The organism is Larkinella rosea, from assembly GCF_003858635.1.
GTDB classification, from domain to species: domain Bacteria; phylum Bacteroidota; class Bacteroidia; order Cytophagales; family Spirosomataceae; genus Larkinella; species Larkinella rosea.
The window spans coordinates 1,359,403-1,377,019 of record NZ_RQJO01000007.1 but is presented as its reverse complement, the minus strand read 5'-3'; the positions used below and the strand labels follow the sequence as shown (position 1 = coordinate 1,377,019).

The window sequence follows — 17,617 nt, the reverse complement described above, 5'->3', positions numbered from 1 at the left end:
TAAACGAATCGATGAGTAAGCTATTAAATTTTCATGGTTAAGGCAATACGTTTGCGCTGTAAATCGACCTCCAACACCTTTACCTGCACTTTCTGGTGTACGCTGACGACCTGGCGGGGATCCGAAATAAATTGATTGGCCAGTTGCGAAATGTGCACCAATCCATCCTGTTTAACGCCAATGTCGACAAAAGCACCGAAAGCGGTTACATTGGTGACCACACCGGGCAGGAGCATTCCTTCCCGCAAATCCTCCGGTTTTCGGACGCGCTCGTCGTATTCAAAAACCGCCAGGGATTCACGCGGGTCGCGGCCCGGTTTTTCGAGTTCGGCCAGAATGTCGCGCAGTGTGGGTAATCCCACTGTTTCGGTAACGTACAACTCCGGTTTTATCTGCTTTTGCAGCTCGTTTTTTTTCATCAAATCCGTCACCGTGCATTTCAAATCGCGGGCCATGCGTTCAACCACGGGGTAACTTTCCGGGTGAACGGCACTGTTGTCAAGCGGATTTTTTGCCTGATCAATTCGCAGAAAACCAGCGCATTGTTCATACGCTTTAGCCCCGAGCCGGGCCACTTTTTTCAATTGGTCGCGCGATTGAAACGGGCCGTTTTGCGACCGGTATTCAACGATATTCTGCGCCAGTTGCGGCCCCAGACCGGAGACGTACCGCAACAAGTGACTACTGGCCGTGTTGAGCGAAACGCCAACCTGATTCACGCAGCTTTCGACCACCCGGTCCAGGCTGTTTTTAAGCTCCGATTGATCAACATCATGCTGATATTGGCCCACGCCGATGGATTTGGGATCAATCTTAACCAGTTCGGCCAGCGGATCCATCAACCGGCGACCAATAGAAACCGCTCCGCGTACCGTTACATCCTGGTTTGGAAATTCCTGCCGGGCTATTTCCGATGCGGAGTAAATGGATGCGCCCTGTTCGCTTACCATAAACAGCGGAATGGTTCGGCCGAAATTCAGGCTTCTGACAAAGTCTTCGGTCTCGCGTCCGGCCGTTCCGTTGCCAATGGTGATGGCTTCGATCTGATAGTGAGCGACTAACTTCTGGAGCGTCTGTTGGGCCTGATCCCGTAGACTGTCGGGATAAATGACATCGTTTTGCAACAGATTGCCCTGCGCATCCAGGCATACCACCTTGCAGCCCGTACGAAAACCGGGGTCGATGGCCAACACCCGCTTCTGGCCCAAAGGGGGCGAAAGCAGCAACTGGCGGAGGTTATCGGCAAAAATTTTAATGGCTTCCTGATCGGCCTTTTGCTTCGACAGGTTATCAAACTCCGTTTCAATCGACGGTTTGATCAATCGTTTGTAACTATCTTTGACTGCGATGGCAACCTGATCGGTACTTTCCGAAGAACCGTAACGCAAAAATTGGCGGTCGAGCCGTTGGAGGGCGGCTTCTTCGTCCGGCGAAATGCTGACCGCCAAAATTCCTTCGGCTTCTCCGCGACGAATGGCCAGCAACCGGTGGGAGGGAACCCGGCGTAACGGTTCCGCAAAACTGAAATAATCCTTATATTTAATACCCGCCGTTTCCTTATCTTTCTTGACGGTGGATTTGATAATGGCTTCACGTTCAAACAGATTGCGGATTCGCTGGCGCGCGTCGGCGTCTTCGCTGATCCACTCGGCCATGATGTCGCGGGCGCCCTGCAAAGCCTCCGAAACCGTTGGAACCTGGTCGTTAATAAAGGACGCGGCTTTTCGCTCAACGGTATTTTCGCGTTGACTAAAAATCAGTTTAGCCAAGGGTTCCAGCCCTTTTTCGATGGCGATGGTGGCACGGGTTTTTCGTTTGGGTTTGAAGGGCAAATACAAATCTTCCAATTCGGTGATTGAATCACTGGATTCGATTTTTTGCCGAAGCTCGTTTGTCAATTTGCCCTGATCCTCAATGGATTTCAGAATAGCCTCCCGTCGTTTATCGAGATCAAGCAGTTTTTGGTAGTGATCTTTGATGGCACCAATCTGAACTTCGTCCAGTTGACCGGTGGCTTCTTTCCGGTATCGGGCGATGAACGGAACCGTGGCCCCGTCGTCGAGCAACTGAATGGTGTTGGCAACCTGACGGACGGAGAGGTTGAGCAAGGACGCCAGGCGCGCAGAGATACTCCCTTGGTCGTTGATGGTACGCATGGATTCAATGGATTGAAGCCACAAAAAAAGCAGGAAAGGCCGGTTTTTCAACTACTCCCACGCAGAAAACCGGGCGTGTTGCGGTAATGTGTTCTGAGTCAGAGGCAAAAAAAAACATGCCTCAGGCATGTTTTCTTCTTGAAACTAAAACGGCTGTATCTTTCGATTATACCAGTTCTACGTTTACGGCGTTAAGACCTTTTTTGCCACGTTCCACTTCAAATTTTACTTTGTCGTTTTCGCGGATCTGATCAACCAGGCCGGTCGAGTGAACAAAAATGTCCTCACCTGGTGCATCTGGCTTAATGAAACCGTATCCTTTGGTTTCATTAAAAAATTTTACTACTCCTGTTTGCATTGAATTATGATTGAAAAAATTTGCATAAAAGACTATATTTTTAACTTCCAATCCAAATTTTTATTCCTGTTTTTTATGGGAAACAGGCATTTATTTAGGCTGGAACGAAAAATACAGTTCAGATTTGTAGTATAACCGGGACAAAAGGGAAACAGTTGCGTAAAAACGGGTACCGGTTTTATTAAGGCTTAAATCCGACAGACCAGACAGTCTTCGTAATCTTCGTGTCCGGGCGCATAAACGCCGTCAACATTCACCAGCCGGGCCACCGGAATGACCTCACCAGAGGCCAGCTCAACCACATTCCCATCGGGACCGGTTGCCAGTTTGGTTAGAATGGAGGTAACCGAAAGCAGTTCATTCAGCTCAGTATAGTAGAATAGTTTAACGTATTTCCGCAACGCAATGAGCGATTGGAGCATGTCAGTGTAAGACTCGATGGAGGTATTCATGATCGGATCGGTTAGCTATACTTCCGAAACAATTTTCGGATAAAACCAGCTCCTGGAATTACAAATTTTTATGAATCTGAAAAACCGGTTTTGTTACTTTATTTGGATTTGTAAAGCTGGTCATGTGTTGTTTTAATTTCTTTTTAATCCATGACTATTCGTTCATGCCTGTTTTTAAGCCTGCCTTAATACGATTTACACCCCCTTTTAATGCCCTCCATCTTACTTTGTAATCGTTAAAACATCCTATCGGCATGAAATACGACGCTTTTTTCCTACTCTCCTGCATCATGGGAGACGAAATGTATAAATTGAATTCTGCCAATACCAAGTCGCTCAATATCCGGGCGCTCGAAGAGCGTTTTATGCAAGTCTGGAACCAACCGATCGATGATTTCTATCTGAGTGGGTTGCCTCCGGTTATTCGCCGGAATGCGAGACGTGAGTTTGTATAGTTGATGCCCGATTCCGTTTTCCCCGTACACTTGTAAAAGACGGCTCCAACCTCCGGTGAGATGGCTGTGAAGAGGGAGGTTGGAGTTATTGCATGATTTCAACGCTGCGTCAGGCTGCGCTCATCTGTTGAATGTACAGATGCTGCAACAGCATAATTGTTTTTCCATCCGCAATTTCTCCCTGGGCGATCATCTGAATAGCCTGTGGAAGCGAAAGTTCCAGGACATCGATATCTTCCTCATCGATGCCACCCCCCACACGTTTTTCGGTCGTGTCGGAATAGACCGCTGTAAAAAAATAAAGTTTCTCCGTCACCGAACCGGGACTCATGTACGCTTCAAACACTTTTCGGATGTTGGTGACCACAAAACCGGTCTCTTCCTCCGTTTCCCGCCGAATGGCGTCTTCCGGATTGTCGTTGTCCAGCAAACCGGCGCAGGCTTCGATCAACAATCCGGTGGCATTTCCGTTGACGTAGGTTGGCATTCGGAACTGCCGGGTCAGAATGACGGTATTTTTCTCCGGATTATGCAGCAAAATGGTGGCACCGTTTCCGCGGTCGTAGGCTTCCCGCGATTGCGTCTCCCAAATTCCGTCTTTGCGTAAATAGTTAAACGTTACCTTGCGCAGCGTATACCAGTTGTCGGATAAGATTTCATTCTTTACCACTTGTACCCGAGAATTATTCATGAAAGTATTGGTTGTTTTTGATTGAAATTGATTATTTTTGATTGATTTACAAATAAAGATTGTCCACATGAACTTTCCAAATCGCAAGCGGATCATTTTACAAACGGTCGAGGAAAAAGGATCGGTTGAGGTGAAAGAACTGGCGGAACTCATCCAAACTTCGGAAATTACCATTCGCCGGGATCTGACCGCAATGGCCGCCGACGGTCTGATTTACAGGACGCACGGTGGAGCCATGAAGGTCGGATTGGCAATTAATCCGATTCAGTTCGCGAACAAAACCGCCGTCAATTCCGACAACAAAGACCATATTTGTCGATTGGCGGCTCAGGAAATCAACGACGGTGAAATTATCTTCATGGACTGCGGCAGCACGGTTTTTCGGTTGTGCCAATTTATTCGGAATAAACGCATTCAGGTGATTACCAATTCATTGCCGGTGGTCAACGAATTGCTGGAATCGGAAGTAACCATTAATCTGGTGGGGGGTGAGGTCGATTCCCGACGCCAAGCCGTTCATGGATTGATCGCTAACGAACACGTGGCCCGCTATCGTGCGCACAAGGCGTTTCTGGGTGTCGACGGCATTTCGGCCCAGCACGGTTTATCAGCGAATAGTGAAACAGAAGCGGGAATGACGCTGGCGATGGCCGGACAGGCGGCCGAGGTATATTTGCTCTGCGATTCAACGAAACTGGAAAAAGACAAATACGTGCATTTTGCCCCCCTGAGTTTAATTCAGGTGATCGTGACCGATCCGGCGGCCAACCCGGATGTAATGGAACAATACCGCCAACGGGGTGTCAGGGTGATGAACTAATTAAGGGGGGAGTTGTCGCCCGAACGCTTCCGGCTCGACATATCTTCGTAGTTACCGGTCAGAATCGCGGCCTGGTGTAACAATTCGACGGCCTGAATTTCGTCGTACAGGATTTCGAGCTTTCGTTCGATCCGTCCAATTTCAGCTACCGCGCTTTGGTAAGCGAATAAATCTTCCGACGGGGTTCGATTTTGCATGGACTCCGACAGTAAATATTTACCGGCCTGAAGCACTCCCCATGATGCCCGCAATTCGTGTAAGATAGGGCTGTATTTCGTCACTTTCAGAACTCGCATCCTCAATGGCGGTTTTCGCTCGCAAAGATACACAAATTTAGAAACGGGCACCGTATTGTTTTTTATTAAGGTTTAGGGGCGTCGAGTTTGAATCCGTTACACGACTAAAAAGGTGATTCTACTCCCCAAATTCCGTTTCTGATTGGGCGATAAATAAGTTAACCCAACAAAGCGGTGTTCTTGTGGTTGAAAATTCAAACAAACCATTGAGGGGTATGGAAAGTCAGACCATTGAAAACCAATCAGCCCTGGAAGAACTGGGGCCGTATGAAATTGCAAGGGATGTCAGAGGGATGAAAAATGTATTTGTAAACGTGTATTTTATCGGTGAACCCAAAACCGGCGGAAAATGGATTCTGGTTGATACCGGAACACCGTCCGGGGCCGATCCGATCCGGAAAAAGGCTACGGAGTTATTCGGGGAACACAACCCGCCCCAGGCAATTATTCTTACGCACGGGCATTTCGATCACGCCGGATCGCTGGAAACCCTGTTGAAAGAATGGGGAGATGTGCCCATTTATGCGCACAAGCTGGAAATGCCTTTTTTGCAGGGGAAATCGCATTACCCACCACCAGACCCCGCGGTTGGTGGTGGAGCCATGGCCTATTTGTCGTGGATGTTTCCCACGGCGCCCTACAATTTTGGCGATCGGGTGCGTCCGTTCCCGGCAGACGGAATTGTGCCGGAATTGCCTGAATGGAAAGTGATTCATACCCCCGGTCATTCGCCCGGACATATTTCGCTGTTTCGTGAAAAAGACCGGGTGTTGATTGCGGGAGACGCTTTTACGAATACCGATCAGAATTCGGCCTTTGCCGTGATGACGCAGAAAGAGGCCCTGCACGGCCCTCCGGCTTATTTTACCATTGACTGGGAAGCTTCCAAACGCTCCATTCAGGACTTGGCCGCCCTAAACCCGACTGCGGCCGGAACCGGGCATGGAAAAGCCATCCGCGGAATCAGTTTGCCCCAAATGCTGGAAGACTTGATTCATAGTTTTGAAGCGCAGGAAGTTCCTAAAAATGGCCGCTATACCCGGCAACCGGCTCATACGAACGAAGAAGGGATTGTGGACATGCCCCCGCCAATATCCTACCACGTTGCGCGCGCCATTGGCATTGGATTAATTACCGGGACAGTCCTGTTGCTTTTCGGGAGAATCAATAAAAAGTAAAACCGTGCCGCTGGCATTCAAGGAATAAAAGCCCCGAAAGTTGTTGAAATCAACAATGTATCGGGGTTTTTAATGAAGTTATTCAGCCCCAAATTAAACACCACCGCCAAAAACGCAGTTTTATAGCAAAGTAAAACTCAACGAAACGATGGAACGTCGTAACCTTATTATTGTCATTGCGAGTGCGGTTATTGTCTTATTGGTGGGCTGGTTTGCGCTGAGGCATTTTGGCGTCTGGAGCAAAAATGACGTTCCGGCTGAGGGGTGGGATCGAAAACCGGCCGAACTGGTGATGCGGCAATTGTGCCGGGCGGCCGATTCGGTCGGAATCGATACCAGCCGGTATTCATTCGTGGAAACCGATAGCAAAAAAGAGTTTGGTGAAAAGTTTACCGGTTTGCTGCTCGAACTTCGCTACGGGTTAAAACCGTCCCGAATTACCTACAATAAAATACCGGAGAAAATTGACACGGTCTGGGCGATTGCCATGTTGAAGAAAGACGAAGGCCGGTCGGCACTGGATTCCCTCAAAAAGACCCCGGTCTTTGGGCATTACCCCATGTTGGTCAACCAGTTCCTGCGGTTGCGGAAGGCGGGGGTTTATGATACGGCTAAGTACGTGCGACAAACACTCAATTTTTATCGGTATCTGAATCGCTTCGATTTTGACCGGTTTCTGGTGGTTAATATTCCGGCGGCTCAATTGAATATCTTCGATCGTAGCGGAAAATGTCTGTTGCCGATGGAGGTGATTGCCGGGAAAAAAGACAGTAAAACGCCATTCTTTACCACTTATCTGACGGATATTGTGACCTATCCGTATTGGAACGTGCCGCGTGGAATCGGATTAAAAGAAATTCTACCTAAAGTTCAGGAAAACGAGCAGTACCTTGAAAACCAGAACATGGAGGTGCTGAACGATAAAGAGCAAGTCGTAAATCCATCCGACATCGACTGGAATGAAATGTCGGCCGACAATTTCCCGTACCGGTTTCGGCAGGCTTCCGGATGCAGCAATTCGCTGGGTCTGATCAAGTTCAACCTGACGGGCCCCGGTGCCATTTACCTGCACGACACCAACGCCCGCGATCTATTCGACCTGACCAGTGATCGCTGGCGAAGCCACGGCTGCATGCGGGTGCAGAAACCGGTCGAACTGGCGAATTACCTGATGGAAGCTCAGGTGTTGGACGAAGGTTTTATGAACCGATGCATGATCGACCAGAAACCGCAGACGCTGAAATTACCCAAACCTTTTCCGGTTTTTGTCGTCTACAACCGGGTCGACATTGACGAAAAAGGGCAATTACGGTATTACAAGGATGTGTACGATCTGGATGGCCGCCCGATGTAACTTACAGCAGAAAAGTCGATTTTTGCAGGTAATCGGGATTCGGTGAATAAACGAACAGGCAGGAACCGCCTTTAATGGCTTGAATGATGTCCTTGCAAACGGCATTATCAATCGCCGGACAACCCTGACTGCGGCCCAGTCGACCGGTTTTCCGGATAAAATCTTCACAGACATAATCCGCTCCGTGCATAACGATGGCCCGGCTAAAGGCGTTATCGTTAAACCCCTGTTCCAGCCCTTTCAATTGGAGCGATAATCCGTGTTTGCCCTGGTAGGTATTAAGGGTCTGGTAAAAACCGAGACTGGATTGGAACGACGAAAACGTGTTAGAGAACGCAGCCGCCATAAGTTCACCCGAATTACGGCCATGAGCCACGTACGTCTGAAACAGTAATTTGTGCTGATCAAGGTCGATGACGTAGAGACGTTTCCGGTTCGAAGGCTGACTCAGATCAACAATGCTGAGAATGGACCGGGCAAAGGCGGTTTTTTGCAATCCGCGCAGGGCGTAATCGAATACGTCTTTCCGCAACCCGTTACTGTCGAGTTGCAGTTCGTCGTATATACCCGACCAGAGACTCCCCTGATCAACCGTTTCGTGGGAAATGTGTTTTACCGTGGTGCCAGTGCTGGCGAAGCTAAAGGGTAAAAGGGCAAAAAAAATCAGCAGCGCTTTTTTCATAAAACGTTGAATAACTGGTTCGTATGTAAAAAGGGAGGTAAGTTTATAACGCCGATTGGTCAATAATAATTCGTTTGACTAACCATTTTCTATATGATTCGTATCATTTTTATTACTTTTTTAACGGTTATGTACTGGTTTTCAAAGAGTTTGGCGCAACCGGTAGTTTCGATCTTGACTTATAAAAAACCGGGCGAAACAGAGTTTACGCCAGCCGTTAACCGGGCAATTGCTGACTTGACGAAACGAGGTGGAGGGACAATTAAATATCCCGCGGGACAGTTTATACAGGGTCCGGTTGAAATTACAGGATCATTGATTAGTATTCAGGGTTCGGGAACCGGCCGAACAGTTATCATTCGAAATTCACAGCGGGGGTATGCTTTCTGGGCCAATCAGAAACAACACGTTTTTATTCGTGATCTAACTATCAATTGTGACAAAAGCCCGATTGAGGGCGGAATTTACTGGGGTGGTTGCACGGCGAGCGGTGCTGATCGGGTGTTCATTCAGAATGCTGATGCTTCCTCATTTGTTGTTGAAAATCAGTTGTTTAATGCCGGGAATAAAAACGCGGTTTCAGACCGAAACGTTTTCCGCAATTGCCAGGTTTCAGGTCAGAAGCGTTACCACGAGGTAGGAGGAAAGTCACCATTTATTGCAGGTGGTTATGCAAAAAATACGCGCTTTGAACACTGCATAGCCACCGACTGTGTTGGTGATGCCTTCGACAGCGATAATGCTCCGGGTACGGTTTTTTCGCATTGTATTGCCCGAAATACCAAGGGCATCAGCCCTTACGCCGGTTTCTGGTCGGAGGGGGAGCAAACCGATTCGGACCATCGGGTTACCTGGAATCAGTGTAAAGCCATTGGGTTTCGGGTTGGATTTGGCGTTTCAGAGCGGGCCAAAGGAATAATTCGTGCCGGCGAAGCGGAGAATTGCATCAATGCAGTGAAAGGGTTACATCATATCTACCGAATTTCGATTGATAATTTCACGGCCCGGAACTGTGGGAAGACGTTGGAAGCAACGGATACCGATGGCGCACTGACGTTTAGCGGGCCAGTTACCATGTCTCGGGTGAAAACCGTTCATACGCTGGCCCGTAATTCATTTGCTAACTATGGCGGGGGTAGTTCCACCGAGGAGGAAACCATCATCGGACCCGGTTGTGAGTTTGACAAAGATGTGTACATTAGTTACGAGAATTCCGGTTCGCGCCGGATTACTGTCAACGGGACCACCTTTCGGGGCGGAAACATCCGCTATTACAACGGACAACTAACCGAATTGCTGGTTAGAAACAGCCAGTTTATCAACAGCGGTATCATTGGCGCCCGTATCAAGCAAAGTCGGATCACCGACGGAACCCGCTTTGTCACCACTGACAGCACCAAAACGGCCATTCAACTAAGTCTGGACTCTTTCAACACGACCGTCGAAAATTCAACGTTCGAAGGATATAATAAGGTAACCAACAATGCTAAATTGGGAACCGGTGTCCGGCAAACCAGCCGACGACAGGGCCCGCGTTAATTTCGAACCAACCAACCAATTATGTCTCACTACGAAGACGCCGTTGTGCGCGAATTGAATGTCTGGCGACTGAAAATGATGCGGAAACCGTCTACCGTCAACCGCCTTTCCAAGAATCTTCAAACCCGAATTAACAAAATTATTCCGGAAAAAGTCCACCAGGCAATTACGGCCACCATCAAGCAAATGACGCGGGCGGTTTTGTTCGGCGCGGAGTTTCTGACCCGCCAGCCGGTGCTGGAACCGTTATCACTGGAGGAACGGGAGGAGCGCGTTCGGGACCGCATTGCCTTTTATAAAACCGCCGGAGCGGCCGAAGGCGGGGTGACGGGAGCGGGAGGGATTTTGCTGGGGCTAGCGGATTTTCCGCTCTTACTCGCTCTGAAAATGAAGCTCTTATTCGAAATAGCGGCCATTTACGGCTACCCGATTAACGAATACAAGGAGCGGTTATACATCATGCATATTTTCCAGCTGGCGTTTTCGAGCCAGGAGCGTCGGCAGGCGGTTTACCAGCAAATGATTAACTGGCAGGTCAAAAGCCAGCAATTGCCCGACGACATCGATCAATTCGACTGGCGAACCTTTCAGCAGGAATACCGCGATTACATTGATTTGGTTAAAATGGCGCAACTGGTTCCCGGCATCGGAGCCGCCGTCGGTTTAGTCGCCAATTACCGCCTACTCGAGTCCCTCGGGAAAACCGCCATGAATGCATACCGAATGCGGTGGGCGGAAGGGAGGGCGTTAGAAAGGTAATGTTTATAGGGTGCTGATGGTTAAACCGGTTGGCTGACGCACTCTTTTTCTTTCTTTTGAACGCACGCGTCAACCAACCCGTTTAACCATCCAATCCGGAAAGTCAGGTAGCCTGAAATTTACTTCCGCGCCGGATTGATCATGATGTGCGCCCGGTGCGTGCCGGGGTCCATGATCCAGGGCATGCCGGGAGCTTCAGCTTTGAGGGGCAAACCGGTGCTTTCGGAGGTGGCGTACGGAATATATACCACCGAGCGCAGGTAGCCATTTTTTACTTCGCCCGTGGCGGCATTGTAGTTTGAATCAGGAGCTGAGTAGACAAAAAGTGACGACGGCTGTTTGGGCATTTTCCACTTACCCGCCTTTTCTTCTTCTTCCCGGATTTTCATGATTTCGGCGGGTGATTTTCCTTCTTTTTTCAACTCCCGTCCGCGTGCCATGAACGGTTCCAGCCCCACGTAGTAACAGGACACATTCAGGCCCTTCTGGGTTGGATCATCGGCCAGGCAAACGTAATCGTTCGTTCCTTTCCGGAGCACAATCATCTCATTTTTACCCGTATACCCATAAACCGTCGCGCCATCGCGCTTGTCGGCAGGCGCTGCCATAACGGCCGTTTTTATCTGAAGCTCGGGAGTAGGGGCGGTTTGGGCGAAGGCATTGACGGCACAAAAGCCGGTGAGAAAAACAGCGGTAATTTTTTTCATGGCGTACAGGAGAAGGATGTTGGAATAAAATGGATCGGTCACCGATCTTTCTCCAAACTTATGAAAAAAACCGGTGACCGACAGATTATTTACGGGAATGAATTAATGGTGATGTCCACCGGGTCCGTGTACGTGTTTATGCATTACTTCTTCCTGCGTAGCATCCCGAACCTCGATCACCTCTACATCGAAATTGAGTTCCTGACCAGCCAGTGGGTGGTTTGCGTCAATTGTTACTTCATTATCTCCAACCTGGGTTACTGTAACCACTTGACCCTGATTGGTTTGAAACTGCATTCCTACCTCAATGGGCTGACCGCCAAAGGCGGTTTTGGGAACCGCCTGGATCATTTGCGGATCCGTTACGCCGTATCCTTCCTCGGGAGAAACCTTAATCTGGAATTTGTCGCCGGTCGACTTACCCACCAGCCCGTTTTCCATACCCGGAATCAGGTTTCCCTCGCCGTGGAGATAATACAATGGGTCCCGTCCTTCGCTGGAGTCGAGAATATTGCCGTCGTTGTCGCGCAAGGTGTAGTGGATGCCGGCAACTTTGTGTTTGGAAATTTGCATGTTTAAAAAATTGAATAAAGACAAAGGTGATACTTTTTTGATAAAGGACGCAACTTGTTGCCCTTTTCTACGATAAGATTACTGATGTTCAATGCCTCGAAACAAAATATTCTCCAGACACGCCCCGTTAACCCAATTGTATTCTGACAACAATTTACCGACCGAATGTGTTAAAAGTTGGTAGTAGATTCTCAACGTTTTGTAAACCAAACCACTTTTTATCATGCAGAAAAAAGTCGTTTTCGCCCTTACGCTCGCCTTCGGGTTCGTCGTCGGTGCGAACAAAGCCGCTCTTGCTCAGGAAGTTAAAGACTCGACTTCGCGCAGTAACTCCTCTTCGTCAACCGTTGCGCAACCCAATCCACTTGGCAGCAGTACCTCGGTTTCGACCCAGAGCAGTTCCAACGCCTACGGATCAATGGGCTCGGGCCGGGAATCCCGGGGAGGGATGAAACCGGGTGGTTCGACGGGCCGGGATCTGGCCATCAGTGCCGCCAAATCGTCGGAACATACGGTTTTATTCCGGGCATTACGGGTATCGGGGCTGGATGACCAGGCGGCCGGAAAAGGCCCTTACACGGTTTTTGCGCCGACGAACGAAGCCTTCGACAAACTGCCCGCCGGAACGCTCGACGCGCTGCTCCAACCGGCCGCTAAGTCAAAGCTCGTTAAGCTGCTGTCGTACCATGTTGTAAAAGGCAATTTGACTTCGGATCAATTGCAGGATGGCCAGAAATTAAAAACCGTCACGGGCGGGACGTTAACCGTTGGTAAACAGGGCGATGCCATTACCATCACCGACGGTCAGGGGAATACTGCCAACATCAACCGGGCAGATCTGGAAGCAACTAATGGCACGATCCACTCGATCGATGCGGTTTTGATGCCTGCGGAGAAAAAGTAAAAGGGAATTCTGGTATAAAAGTGTTACCATCGAATATAACACTTTTATACCACCCTCATTCATTTAATTCAGGGTTTCAGCGCCAGCGATTTCAATCGCTGCATGGCTTTCCCGACGGCTTCCGGATACGAAATGGTCCGGTTCCGGTTATAGGCTTCAAGCTCCTCAAGGATCACAGGGATATAAATAAACTTCCGATTGGTAACGTAATGATCCAGCAGGTGCTGGGCATCCGTTTTTTTGCCCAGATTCCGGGCAATGACAATCTCGCCCGCCCGAACAAAGTGCTCATACAGACAAACTTTCCAGGCCGGATACCCCTGCGCCGTCATGCGTTCCTGAATGGGTAGAAAAAGTTTTTCGGTTTCACGGATCAGTTCTGCCGGAGTCTGTTCAACCACGTGGTTGACAAACGAGTGGCCAAATTCGTGGGTGCTCAGTTCTACCAACTGCTGCCGGTTTCCGAAACCCATGTCGAGCTTCGACTCGTCCGTAAACGATTGCACATCAAACGGACCGAATACATTAAAAATGAACGTTTGGCCGTCGCGCGTAAACCGCGGTCCGAATCCCATGCTGGTTGGAATGGTGAGACTCGGAACGAGCGTAAATGCCTGAAAGTGTTGGGCATAGAACGACTCCATCGCGGGAATAAACCGCTTGTCGGGTAAACCGGTTTTAACCTGCGCCAGCGCGTTATCGTACTTGCTGCGGTTGTTGTGCAGGTATTCCTCAAAGTTGACCTCCTCGCAAAACCGGTTCATGGCTTCGATGAATTGCTCGGCTTTCTGACGAGCCTCTGCCGGGTTTTGCTGTTTGGAAAATCGCAGGTAGGAGCTTTGCGGAACCTGGTCGGTCAGCACCGCCCGCGGAAAGTCGTCCAGCTGGAGCAGCAACCCAATCAGGTAATCCAGCCAGAGGTGGTCGACGAGTTGCAAGGCTTTGACGACGTGTTGATTTTCCCGGTACGGTTTATACTGTTGGTACAAATGAAAACCGTAGCCATACCAGTCCTTCATTCGGATCGGCTTGCTTTTTAAAAAGCTCTCGTCATTTTCCAGTTGCCGGCCTTCAAACCCCACAAAGTAGACGAAACCCAGCAACTCCACATTTTTATAAAACCGCACCTGAACGCTTCGGTTGGCGGAGGTGTCGGTTGCGATCGGGGATTGGCAAAAGGCCTGAAAAGAGAGAATGGAACACAGAGCGATTGACAGAATAAAGCGTCGAATTTGCATGATAGTGGGCTTGCTTGATTAGTACGGCAAACCAACTACCGAACCGATTGTCATGCGCTCAAAACTCTTTTTCGGACGTCCGGAATTATGATTTCGGACTAATAATCTCCAAAATTAAGCGGGATTAGCGGTTTTACTGACCTGGCTCAAATAGTGGGAGGGAGACTGCCCGGTGTGTGCCCGAAACACCTGATTGAAAGTCGATTTGGAATTGAAACCGGCTTCGAGAGCCAGCGCCAGCAAGGTTTTATGTTGTTCGGCAGGGTCGGCAAGTTTCCGGATCACGGCTTCCACGCGGAGTGAATTCACAAACTGATTGAAGTTGGCGCCATGCTGCTTATTAATCAGGTAGGAGACATAACGGGCGGGCAGTCGCAGTCGTTCGGCCACATCCTCCAGCGTCAGCCGGGATTGGGTATGCAGGGATTCCTGCTGAAAAACCGTCTCCAGTCGGTGCCACTGCCTGGCATCGTCGAACTGCGGAAACGTTGTTTTCTCGACCGGTTTCGGTTTGGCAGCAACGCGCAGGTCAAAGTAGGACGAATTCGCGTACCCTAAATACGCGTACGCGAATAAAAAGAGGGTCAACAACAGCTCAAGTTCCGAAAAAATCGGCCGGCTAAACAACACGCCAGCCGCCCACAATACCGTTAAGGCCGTCAGAAATCCGAAAAGTCCGTATCGTTTTACAAACTCTCCCCATGGCAAAAACCGCTCTGAGCGAATGGGGTAAAGCGTGGCTAATTGGGAACCTAACCAGCCGACGGCCGTTGCCGTGCCCAGAATAGGGAGAATTTCAGTACAAAAGAACCAGACCGGATTTTCGAGCAGGGAAGGCAGCTGGTGTCCCGTTTGCCGGCGGTAGAGCGTCCAGCTCAGCTGAATGAGAATGTCAAGCAGAGCGGGTGCAAATGCCCAGACGTACCGGCGTTGAAACGTAAAATCCGGGACGGTGCTGTAGTGGGCGAAAAACCAGATTGCCGGAGGCATGACCAGATACGACTGGAAGACCCAGAACGGAACTACATCGGGCGAACGGTGGTAATGAACCTGCATGCCCCAGGCATTCAGCAGTTCCAGCGAAATCGTGTAGAGAATCAGGCCGAGGAAGAGGTTGGCCCGCTGGCTTCGAGCACCCCTGATAATCAGGGCAAAACTCAGCAAGAGCCCCTGCCCGGCTGCCAATAAATACAAAACCGCTTTCCAGCTCGCCATCGTTCGTCCAAACTTCGAAACCTAAATGTAAGCCCGGGATGACATCCGAACAAGCAGAAACCGGATGATCGGCTGTCGAAAGAGAATGATTCGCGGTAGAACGACCCGGTTTTGAATAGGAAAGGTAATTTTCGTCGGATCATTTCAGAAAATGAAATAGTTGCGGCTGAAGTTGGACGACAACCGAAAAAAGACTTCTACCTTTGGTGTAAACTACTCCTACGCCTTTTCCTATGCTTTTTCTCTGCCTGAGCATTCTGCTTTCGGTCCTTTTGCTGCTCAACTTTCGCATTTTTCCCCGGTTTAACGTCAATACCTTTCAGGCCATCGTGTTCAACTACCCGGTTTGCTTCCTGACCGGTTTTTTGCTCTTGCCGCGCGAACAGCCTTTTTCCATCGACTTTTCCCAAACCTGGACGTGGCTGGCTTTCGGTCTGGGTGTCGGGTTCATCATTACCTTTCTGTTGTCCGGAATTTCGACGCAGCGCATGGGGATTACGGCGACCTCACTGGCAAACAACATGTCGCTGGTGATTCCGGTTTGTTTCAGTCTGTTCGTTTTTGGCTCCGGCGGAAAAACCTTCGACGCCCTGAATTACATCGGTTTAATTCTGGCCGTGGTGGCCGTCGGACTGAGCACATTCAAAAAAGAAGAGGGACAAACCGCTAAGGTATTGGGCTGGAATACGCTGCTGCCGGTAGCGGTTTTTCTGATGTACGGCGCGACCAACACGATGATCAACTACATGAACATCAAGTACATTCCCTCATTGGATAAAACCCTCCAGGTAACGCTGACGATGGTGCTTGGTGCCATTTTCGCCGGTTTGCTGATGTTAACGATTCGGTTGATTCAGGGAAAAGAGAAAATTGAGCGCCAGAATCTGATTGGAGCCATTACGCTGGGCGTCCCCAATTTCCTGAGTTTTTACACCCTTATCCTGGCGCTTTCGCAGTTCGGTGGGAATGGCGCGTTTGTCTACCCACTCTACAACATCGGCGTCATTCTGGTCGCGGCCTTATCAGCAATTTTGATTTTCAAGGAGAAATTGCTGGCTATCAATCGCATTGGATTGGGCCTGGCCATTCTGGCCATCGGCCTGATTTCGTGGCAGGAGTTGGTGGGGTGAGGGAGATTTGACGATCGACCATCGACCATTGACCATTGACCATTGTCGATCGTCAATGTTCGATCGTCAATCGTCAATAAAAAATCCTCTCTTATCTATTTTACCCCATAATTCCGTACTTTTCGATCTTAAACGTTCTTATTCCAAAGCCTTTCATGAACCGTCGTCAGACCCTTGCCGCTTTAGCCGCCACGACTGGCGGAGCCGTTATGTCGCCCTCAACGCTGTTAGCCAATACCGCTCCGGAAGTGGTAAAAGATCCCCCGCCGTTTGCTTTTTCGCTGAACGTCAGCACCATCCGGGGCCAGAATCTCGGGTTTGTAAAGGAACTGGAAGTGGCCTCAAAAGCCGGATTCCGTCATGTTGAAATCTGGATGAATTCGTTTCAGGATTACCTGAAAACCCACACCGTTGCCGATGTCCGCAAGTTGCTGGGCGATCTGGGGCTGAAAGTGGAAAACGCCATCGGTTTTGCCCAATGGATTGTCGACGATGAAGCGACCCGAACCAAAGGCGTTGAACAGCTCAAGCAGGAAATGGAATTGCTGGCGCAGATTGGCTGCAAACGCACCGCTGCCCCACCGATGGGAGCCACCAACCAACCCGGTCTGGACCTGAACAAAGCCGCCGACCGCTACCGGACGATTCTGGAACTGGGCGATAAAACCGGTGTAGTCCCACAACTCGAACTCTGGGGCGGCTCCAAAAATCTGAACAAATTGAGTGAAGTCATGTACGTTGCCATTCAGGCCGGGCATCCGTCGGCGCGCGTGCTGCTCGACATCTATCACTTATACAAAGGGGGAACAAGTCCGGCCAGTCTGCCATTGGTAGGAAAACCGGGAATTGAGGTTTTTCACCTGAACGATTACCCGGCCAATCCGCCCCGCGAAACCATTGTTGACGCCGACCGCGTGTATCCGGGCGACGGGATTGGACCGGTCCGGGAGACGCTCAAGCAACTCAAAACGTCCGGCAAAACCATTGTTCTCTCCCTGGAACTCTTCAATAAAACCTACTACGCCCAGGATGCGCTGGCGGTGGCCAAAACCGGTCTGGAGAAAATGAAGAAAGTAGCGGAGGGGGTTTAAAAACAAGAGTTAAGTTGTT

At 49.7% G+C, this 17,617-nt stretch carries 19 protein-coding genes; 9 read left to right on the top strand and 10 right to left on the bottom strand.

Annotated elements, in window-relative coordinates:
- Positions 1-23: 23 nt before the first annotated feature.
- From EHT25_RS05820 to EHT25_RS05810, 3 genes are all read right to left on the bottom strand, one after another.
- Positions 24-2,156 (bottom strand): Tex family protein, encoded by a 2,133-nt coding sequence (locus EHT25_RS05820; RefSeq protein WP_124871984.1) that lies wholly within the window; start codon positions 2,154-2,156, stop codon positions 24-26.
- Between the two features lie 166 nt (positions 2,157-2,322).
- Positions 2,323-2,514 (bottom strand): cold-shock protein, encoded by a 192-nt coding sequence (locus tag EHT25_RS05815; protein ID WP_114404734.1) that lies wholly within the window; start codon positions 2,512-2,514, stop codon positions 2,323-2,325.
- A gap of 188 nt (positions 2,515-2,702) precedes the next feature.
- Positions 2,703-2,966: a hypothetical protein gene (locus EHT25_RS05810; protein WP_124871980.1), complete on the bottom strand. Its 264-nt coding sequence runs from the start codon at positions 2,964-2,966 to the stop codon at positions 2,703-2,705.
- Positions 2,967-3,220: 254 nt separating this feature from the next.
- On the opposite strand from EHT25_RS05810, the gene EHT25_RS05805 reads away from it, so the two are divergent.
- Positions 3,221-3,421, top strand: a complete 201-nt coding sequence (locus tag EHT25_RS05805; RefSeq protein ID WP_124871977.1) for a hypothetical protein — start codon at positions 3,221-3,223, stop codon at positions 3,419-3,421.
- Between the two features lie 109 nt (positions 3,422-3,530).
- Here EHT25_RS05805 and nudK read toward each other — a convergent pair whose 3' ends face one another.
- Positions 3,531-4,112, bottom strand: coding sequence for a GDP-mannose pyrophosphatase NudK (gene nudK, locus EHT25_RS05800; protein WP_124871975.1), 582 nt, complete (start codon positions 4,110-4,112; stop codon positions 3,531-3,533).
- Positions 4,113-4,179: 67 nt separating this feature from the next.
- On the opposite strand from nudK, the gene EHT25_RS05795 reads away from it, so the two are divergent.
- Positions 4,180-4,932, top strand: a complete 753-nt coding sequence (locus EHT25_RS05795) for a DeoR/GlpR family DNA-binding transcription regulator (protein WP_124871972.1) — start codon at positions 4,180-4,182, stop codon at positions 4,930-4,932.
- Here EHT25_RS05795 and EHT25_RS05790 read toward each other — a convergent pair.
- On the bottom strand, positions 4,929-5,228 hold the full coding sequence (locus tag EHT25_RS05790; RefSeq protein WP_124871969.1) for a hypothetical protein: 300 nt from the start codon (positions 5,226-5,228) through the stop codon (positions 4,929-4,931). The genes EHT25_RS05795 and EHT25_RS05790 overlap by 4 nt on opposite strands.
- A gap of 215 nt (positions 5,229-5,443) precedes the next feature.
- Here EHT25_RS05790 and EHT25_RS05785 point away from each other — a divergent pair, with 215 nt between their 5' ends.
- Together EHT25_RS05785 and EHT25_RS05780 are read left to right on the top strand one after the other, a co-directional pair.
- A complete protein-coding gene (locus EHT25_RS05785; RefSeq protein WP_124871966.1) occupies positions 5,444-6,406 on the top strand; it encodes an MBL fold metallo-hydrolase in 963 nt (320 codons plus the stop codon).
- A gap of 148 nt (positions 6,407-6,554) precedes the next feature.
- Positions 6,555-7,760 (top strand): L,D-transpeptidase family protein, encoded by a 1,206-nt coding sequence (locus tag EHT25_RS05780; protein ID WP_124871963.1) that lies wholly within the window; start codon positions 6,555-6,557, stop codon positions 7,758-7,760.
- Between the two features lies 1 nt (position 7,761).
- On the opposite strand, the gene EHT25_RS05775 is transcribed toward EHT25_RS05780, so the two are convergent.
- The gene (locus EHT25_RS05775) at positions 7,762-8,442 is read right to left on the bottom strand and encodes a murein L,D-transpeptidase catalytic domain family protein (RefSeq protein WP_124871960.1); all 681 of its coding nucleotides are present in this window, start codon (positions 8,440-8,442) and stop codon (positions 7,762-7,764) included.
- 315 nt (positions 8,443-8,757) lie between these two features.
- Between EHT25_RS05775 and EHT25_RS05770 the strand changes: the two genes are divergently transcribed.
- Positions 8,758-9,981 (top strand): hypothetical protein, encoded by a 1,224-nt coding sequence (locus tag EHT25_RS05770; RefSeq protein WP_124871958.1) that lies wholly within the window; start codon positions 8,758-8,760, stop codon positions 9,979-9,981.
- Positions 9,982-10,002: 21 nt separating this feature from the next.
- Entirely contained in the window at positions 10,003-10,740 is a 738-nt protein-coding gene (locus EHT25_RS05765; RefSeq protein ID WP_124871955.1) for an EcsC family protein, read from the top strand.
- A gap of 119 nt (positions 10,741-10,859) precedes the next feature.
- On the opposite strand, the gene EHT25_RS05760 is transcribed toward EHT25_RS05765, so the two are convergent.
- Both EHT25_RS05760 and EHT25_RS05755 read right to left on the bottom strand, forming a co-directional pair.
- A complete protein-coding gene (locus tag EHT25_RS05760; RefSeq protein ID WP_124871951.1) occupies positions 10,860-11,447 on the bottom strand; it encodes a hypothetical protein in 588 nt (195 codons plus the stop codon).
- Between the two features lie 102 nt (positions 11,448-11,549).
- Positions 11,550-12,020 carry an FKBP-type peptidyl-prolyl cis-trans isomerase gene (locus tag EHT25_RS05755; RefSeq protein ID WP_124871948.1) on the bottom strand — a complete coding sequence of 157 codons (471 nt, stop codon included), beginning with the start codon at positions 12,018-12,020 and terminating at the stop codon, positions 11,550-11,552.
- Positions 12,021-12,243: 223 nt separating this feature from the next.
- Here EHT25_RS05755 and EHT25_RS05750 point away from each other — a divergent pair, with 223 nt between their 5' ends.
- The gene (locus tag EHT25_RS05750) at positions 12,244-12,924 is read left to right on the top strand and encodes a fasciclin domain-containing protein (protein ID WP_124871945.1); all 681 of its coding nucleotides are present in this window, start codon (positions 12,244-12,246) and stop codon (positions 12,922-12,924) included.
- A gap of 68 nt (positions 12,925-12,992) precedes the next feature.
- On the opposite strand, the gene EHT25_RS05745 is transcribed toward EHT25_RS05750, so the two are convergent.
- On the bottom strand, positions 12,993-14,162 hold the full coding sequence (locus EHT25_RS05745) for a DUF4932 domain-containing protein (RefSeq protein WP_124871942.1): 1,170 nt from the start codon (positions 14,160-14,162) through the stop codon (positions 12,993-12,995).
- A 114-nt stretch (positions 14,163-14,276) separates the two neighbouring features.
- Entirely contained in the window at positions 14,277-15,377 is a 1,101-nt protein-coding gene (locus EHT25_RS05740; protein WP_124871940.1) for a helix-turn-helix domain-containing protein, read from the bottom strand.
- Positions 15,378-15,610: 233 nt separating this feature from the next.
- On the opposite strand from EHT25_RS05740, the gene EHT25_RS05735 reads away from it, so the two are divergent.
- Positions 15,611-16,507, top strand: coding sequence for a DMT family transporter (locus EHT25_RS05735; protein ID WP_124871937.1), 897 nt, complete (start codon positions 15,611-15,613; stop codon positions 16,505-16,507).
- Between the two features lie 155 nt (positions 16,508-16,662).
- Positions 16,663-17,598: a sugar phosphate isomerase/epimerase family protein gene (locus EHT25_RS05730; protein WP_124871934.1), complete on the top strand. Its 936-nt coding sequence runs from the start codon at positions 16,663-16,665 to the stop codon at positions 17,596-17,598.
- The last annotated feature ends 19 nt before the right edge of the window (positions 17,599-17,617 follow it).

Excerpts from the sequence above, each read along its gene's own strand:
- EHT25_RS05730 (WP_124871934.1), top strand. The coding sequence starts at position 16,663 with ATGAACCGTCGTCAGACCCTTGCCGCTTTAGCCGCCACGACTGGCGGA.
- EHT25_RS05775 (WP_124871960.1), bottom strand. The coding sequence starts at position 8,442 with ATGAAAAAAGCGCTGCTGATTTTTTTTGCCCTTTTACCCTTTAGCTTC.
- EHT25_RS05735 (WP_124871937.1), top strand. The coding sequence starts at position 15,611 with ATGCTTTTTCTCTGCCTGAGCATTCTGCTTTCGGTCCTTTTGCTGCTC.
- EHT25_RS05810 (WP_124871980.1), bottom strand. The coding sequence starts at position 2,966 with ATGAATACCTCCATCGAGTCTTACACTGACATGCTCCAATCGCTCATT.
- EHT25_RS05785 (WP_124871966.1), top strand. The coding sequence starts at position 5,444 with ATGGAAAGTCAGACCATTGAAAACCAATCAGCCCTGGAAGAACTGGGG.
- EHT25_RS05765 (WP_124871955.1), top strand. The coding sequence starts at position 10,003 with ATGTCTCACTACGAAGACGCCGTTGTGCGCGAATTGAATGTCTGGCGA.
- EHT25_RS05745 (WP_124871942.1), bottom strand. The coding sequence starts at position 14,162 with ATGCAAATTCGACGCTTTATTCTGTCAATCGCTCTGTGTTCCATTCTC.
- EHT25_RS05795 (WP_124871972.1), top strand. The coding sequence starts at position 4,180 with ATGAACTTTCCAAATCGCAAGCGGATCATTTTACAAACGGTCGAGGAA.
- EHT25_RS05820 (WP_124871984.1), bottom strand. The coding sequence starts at position 2,156 with ATGCGTACCATCAACGACCAAGGGAGTATCTCTGCGCGCCTGGCGTCC.
- EHT25_RS05805 (WP_124871977.1), top strand. The coding sequence starts at position 3,221 with ATGAAATACGACGCTTTTTTCCTACTCTCCTGCATCATGGGAGACGAA.
- EHT25_RS05755 (WP_124871948.1), bottom strand. The coding sequence starts at position 12,020 with ATGCAAATTTCCAAACACAAAGTTGCCGGCATCCACTACACCTTGCGC.
- EHT25_RS05760 (WP_124871951.1), bottom strand. The coding sequence starts at position 11,447 with ATGAAAAAAATTACCGCTGTTTTTCTCACCGGCTTTTGTGCCGTCAAT.
- EHT25_RS05780 (WP_124871963.1), top strand. The coding sequence starts at position 6,555 with ATGGAACGTCGTAACCTTATTATTGTCATTGCGAGTGCGGTTATTGTC.
- nudK (WP_124871975.1), bottom strand. The coding sequence starts at position 4,112 with ATGAATAATTCTCGGGTACAAGTGGTAAAGAATGAAATCTTATCCGAC.
- EHT25_RS05740 (WP_124871940.1), bottom strand. The coding sequence starts at position 15,377 with ATGGCGAGCTGGAAAGCGGTTTTGTATTTATTGGCAGCCGGGCAGGGG.
- EHT25_RS05750 (WP_124871945.1), top strand. The coding sequence starts at position 12,244 with ATGCAGAAAAAAGTCGTTTTCGCCCTTACGCTCGCCTTCGGGTTCGTC.
- EHT25_RS05815 (WP_114404734.1), bottom strand. The coding sequence starts at position 2,514 with ATGCAAACAGGAGTAGTAAAATTTTTTAATGAAACCAAAGGATACGGT.
- EHT25_RS05790 (WP_124871969.1), bottom strand. The coding sequence starts at position 5,228 with ATGCGAGTTCTGAAAGTGACGAAATACAGCCCTATCTTACACGAATTG.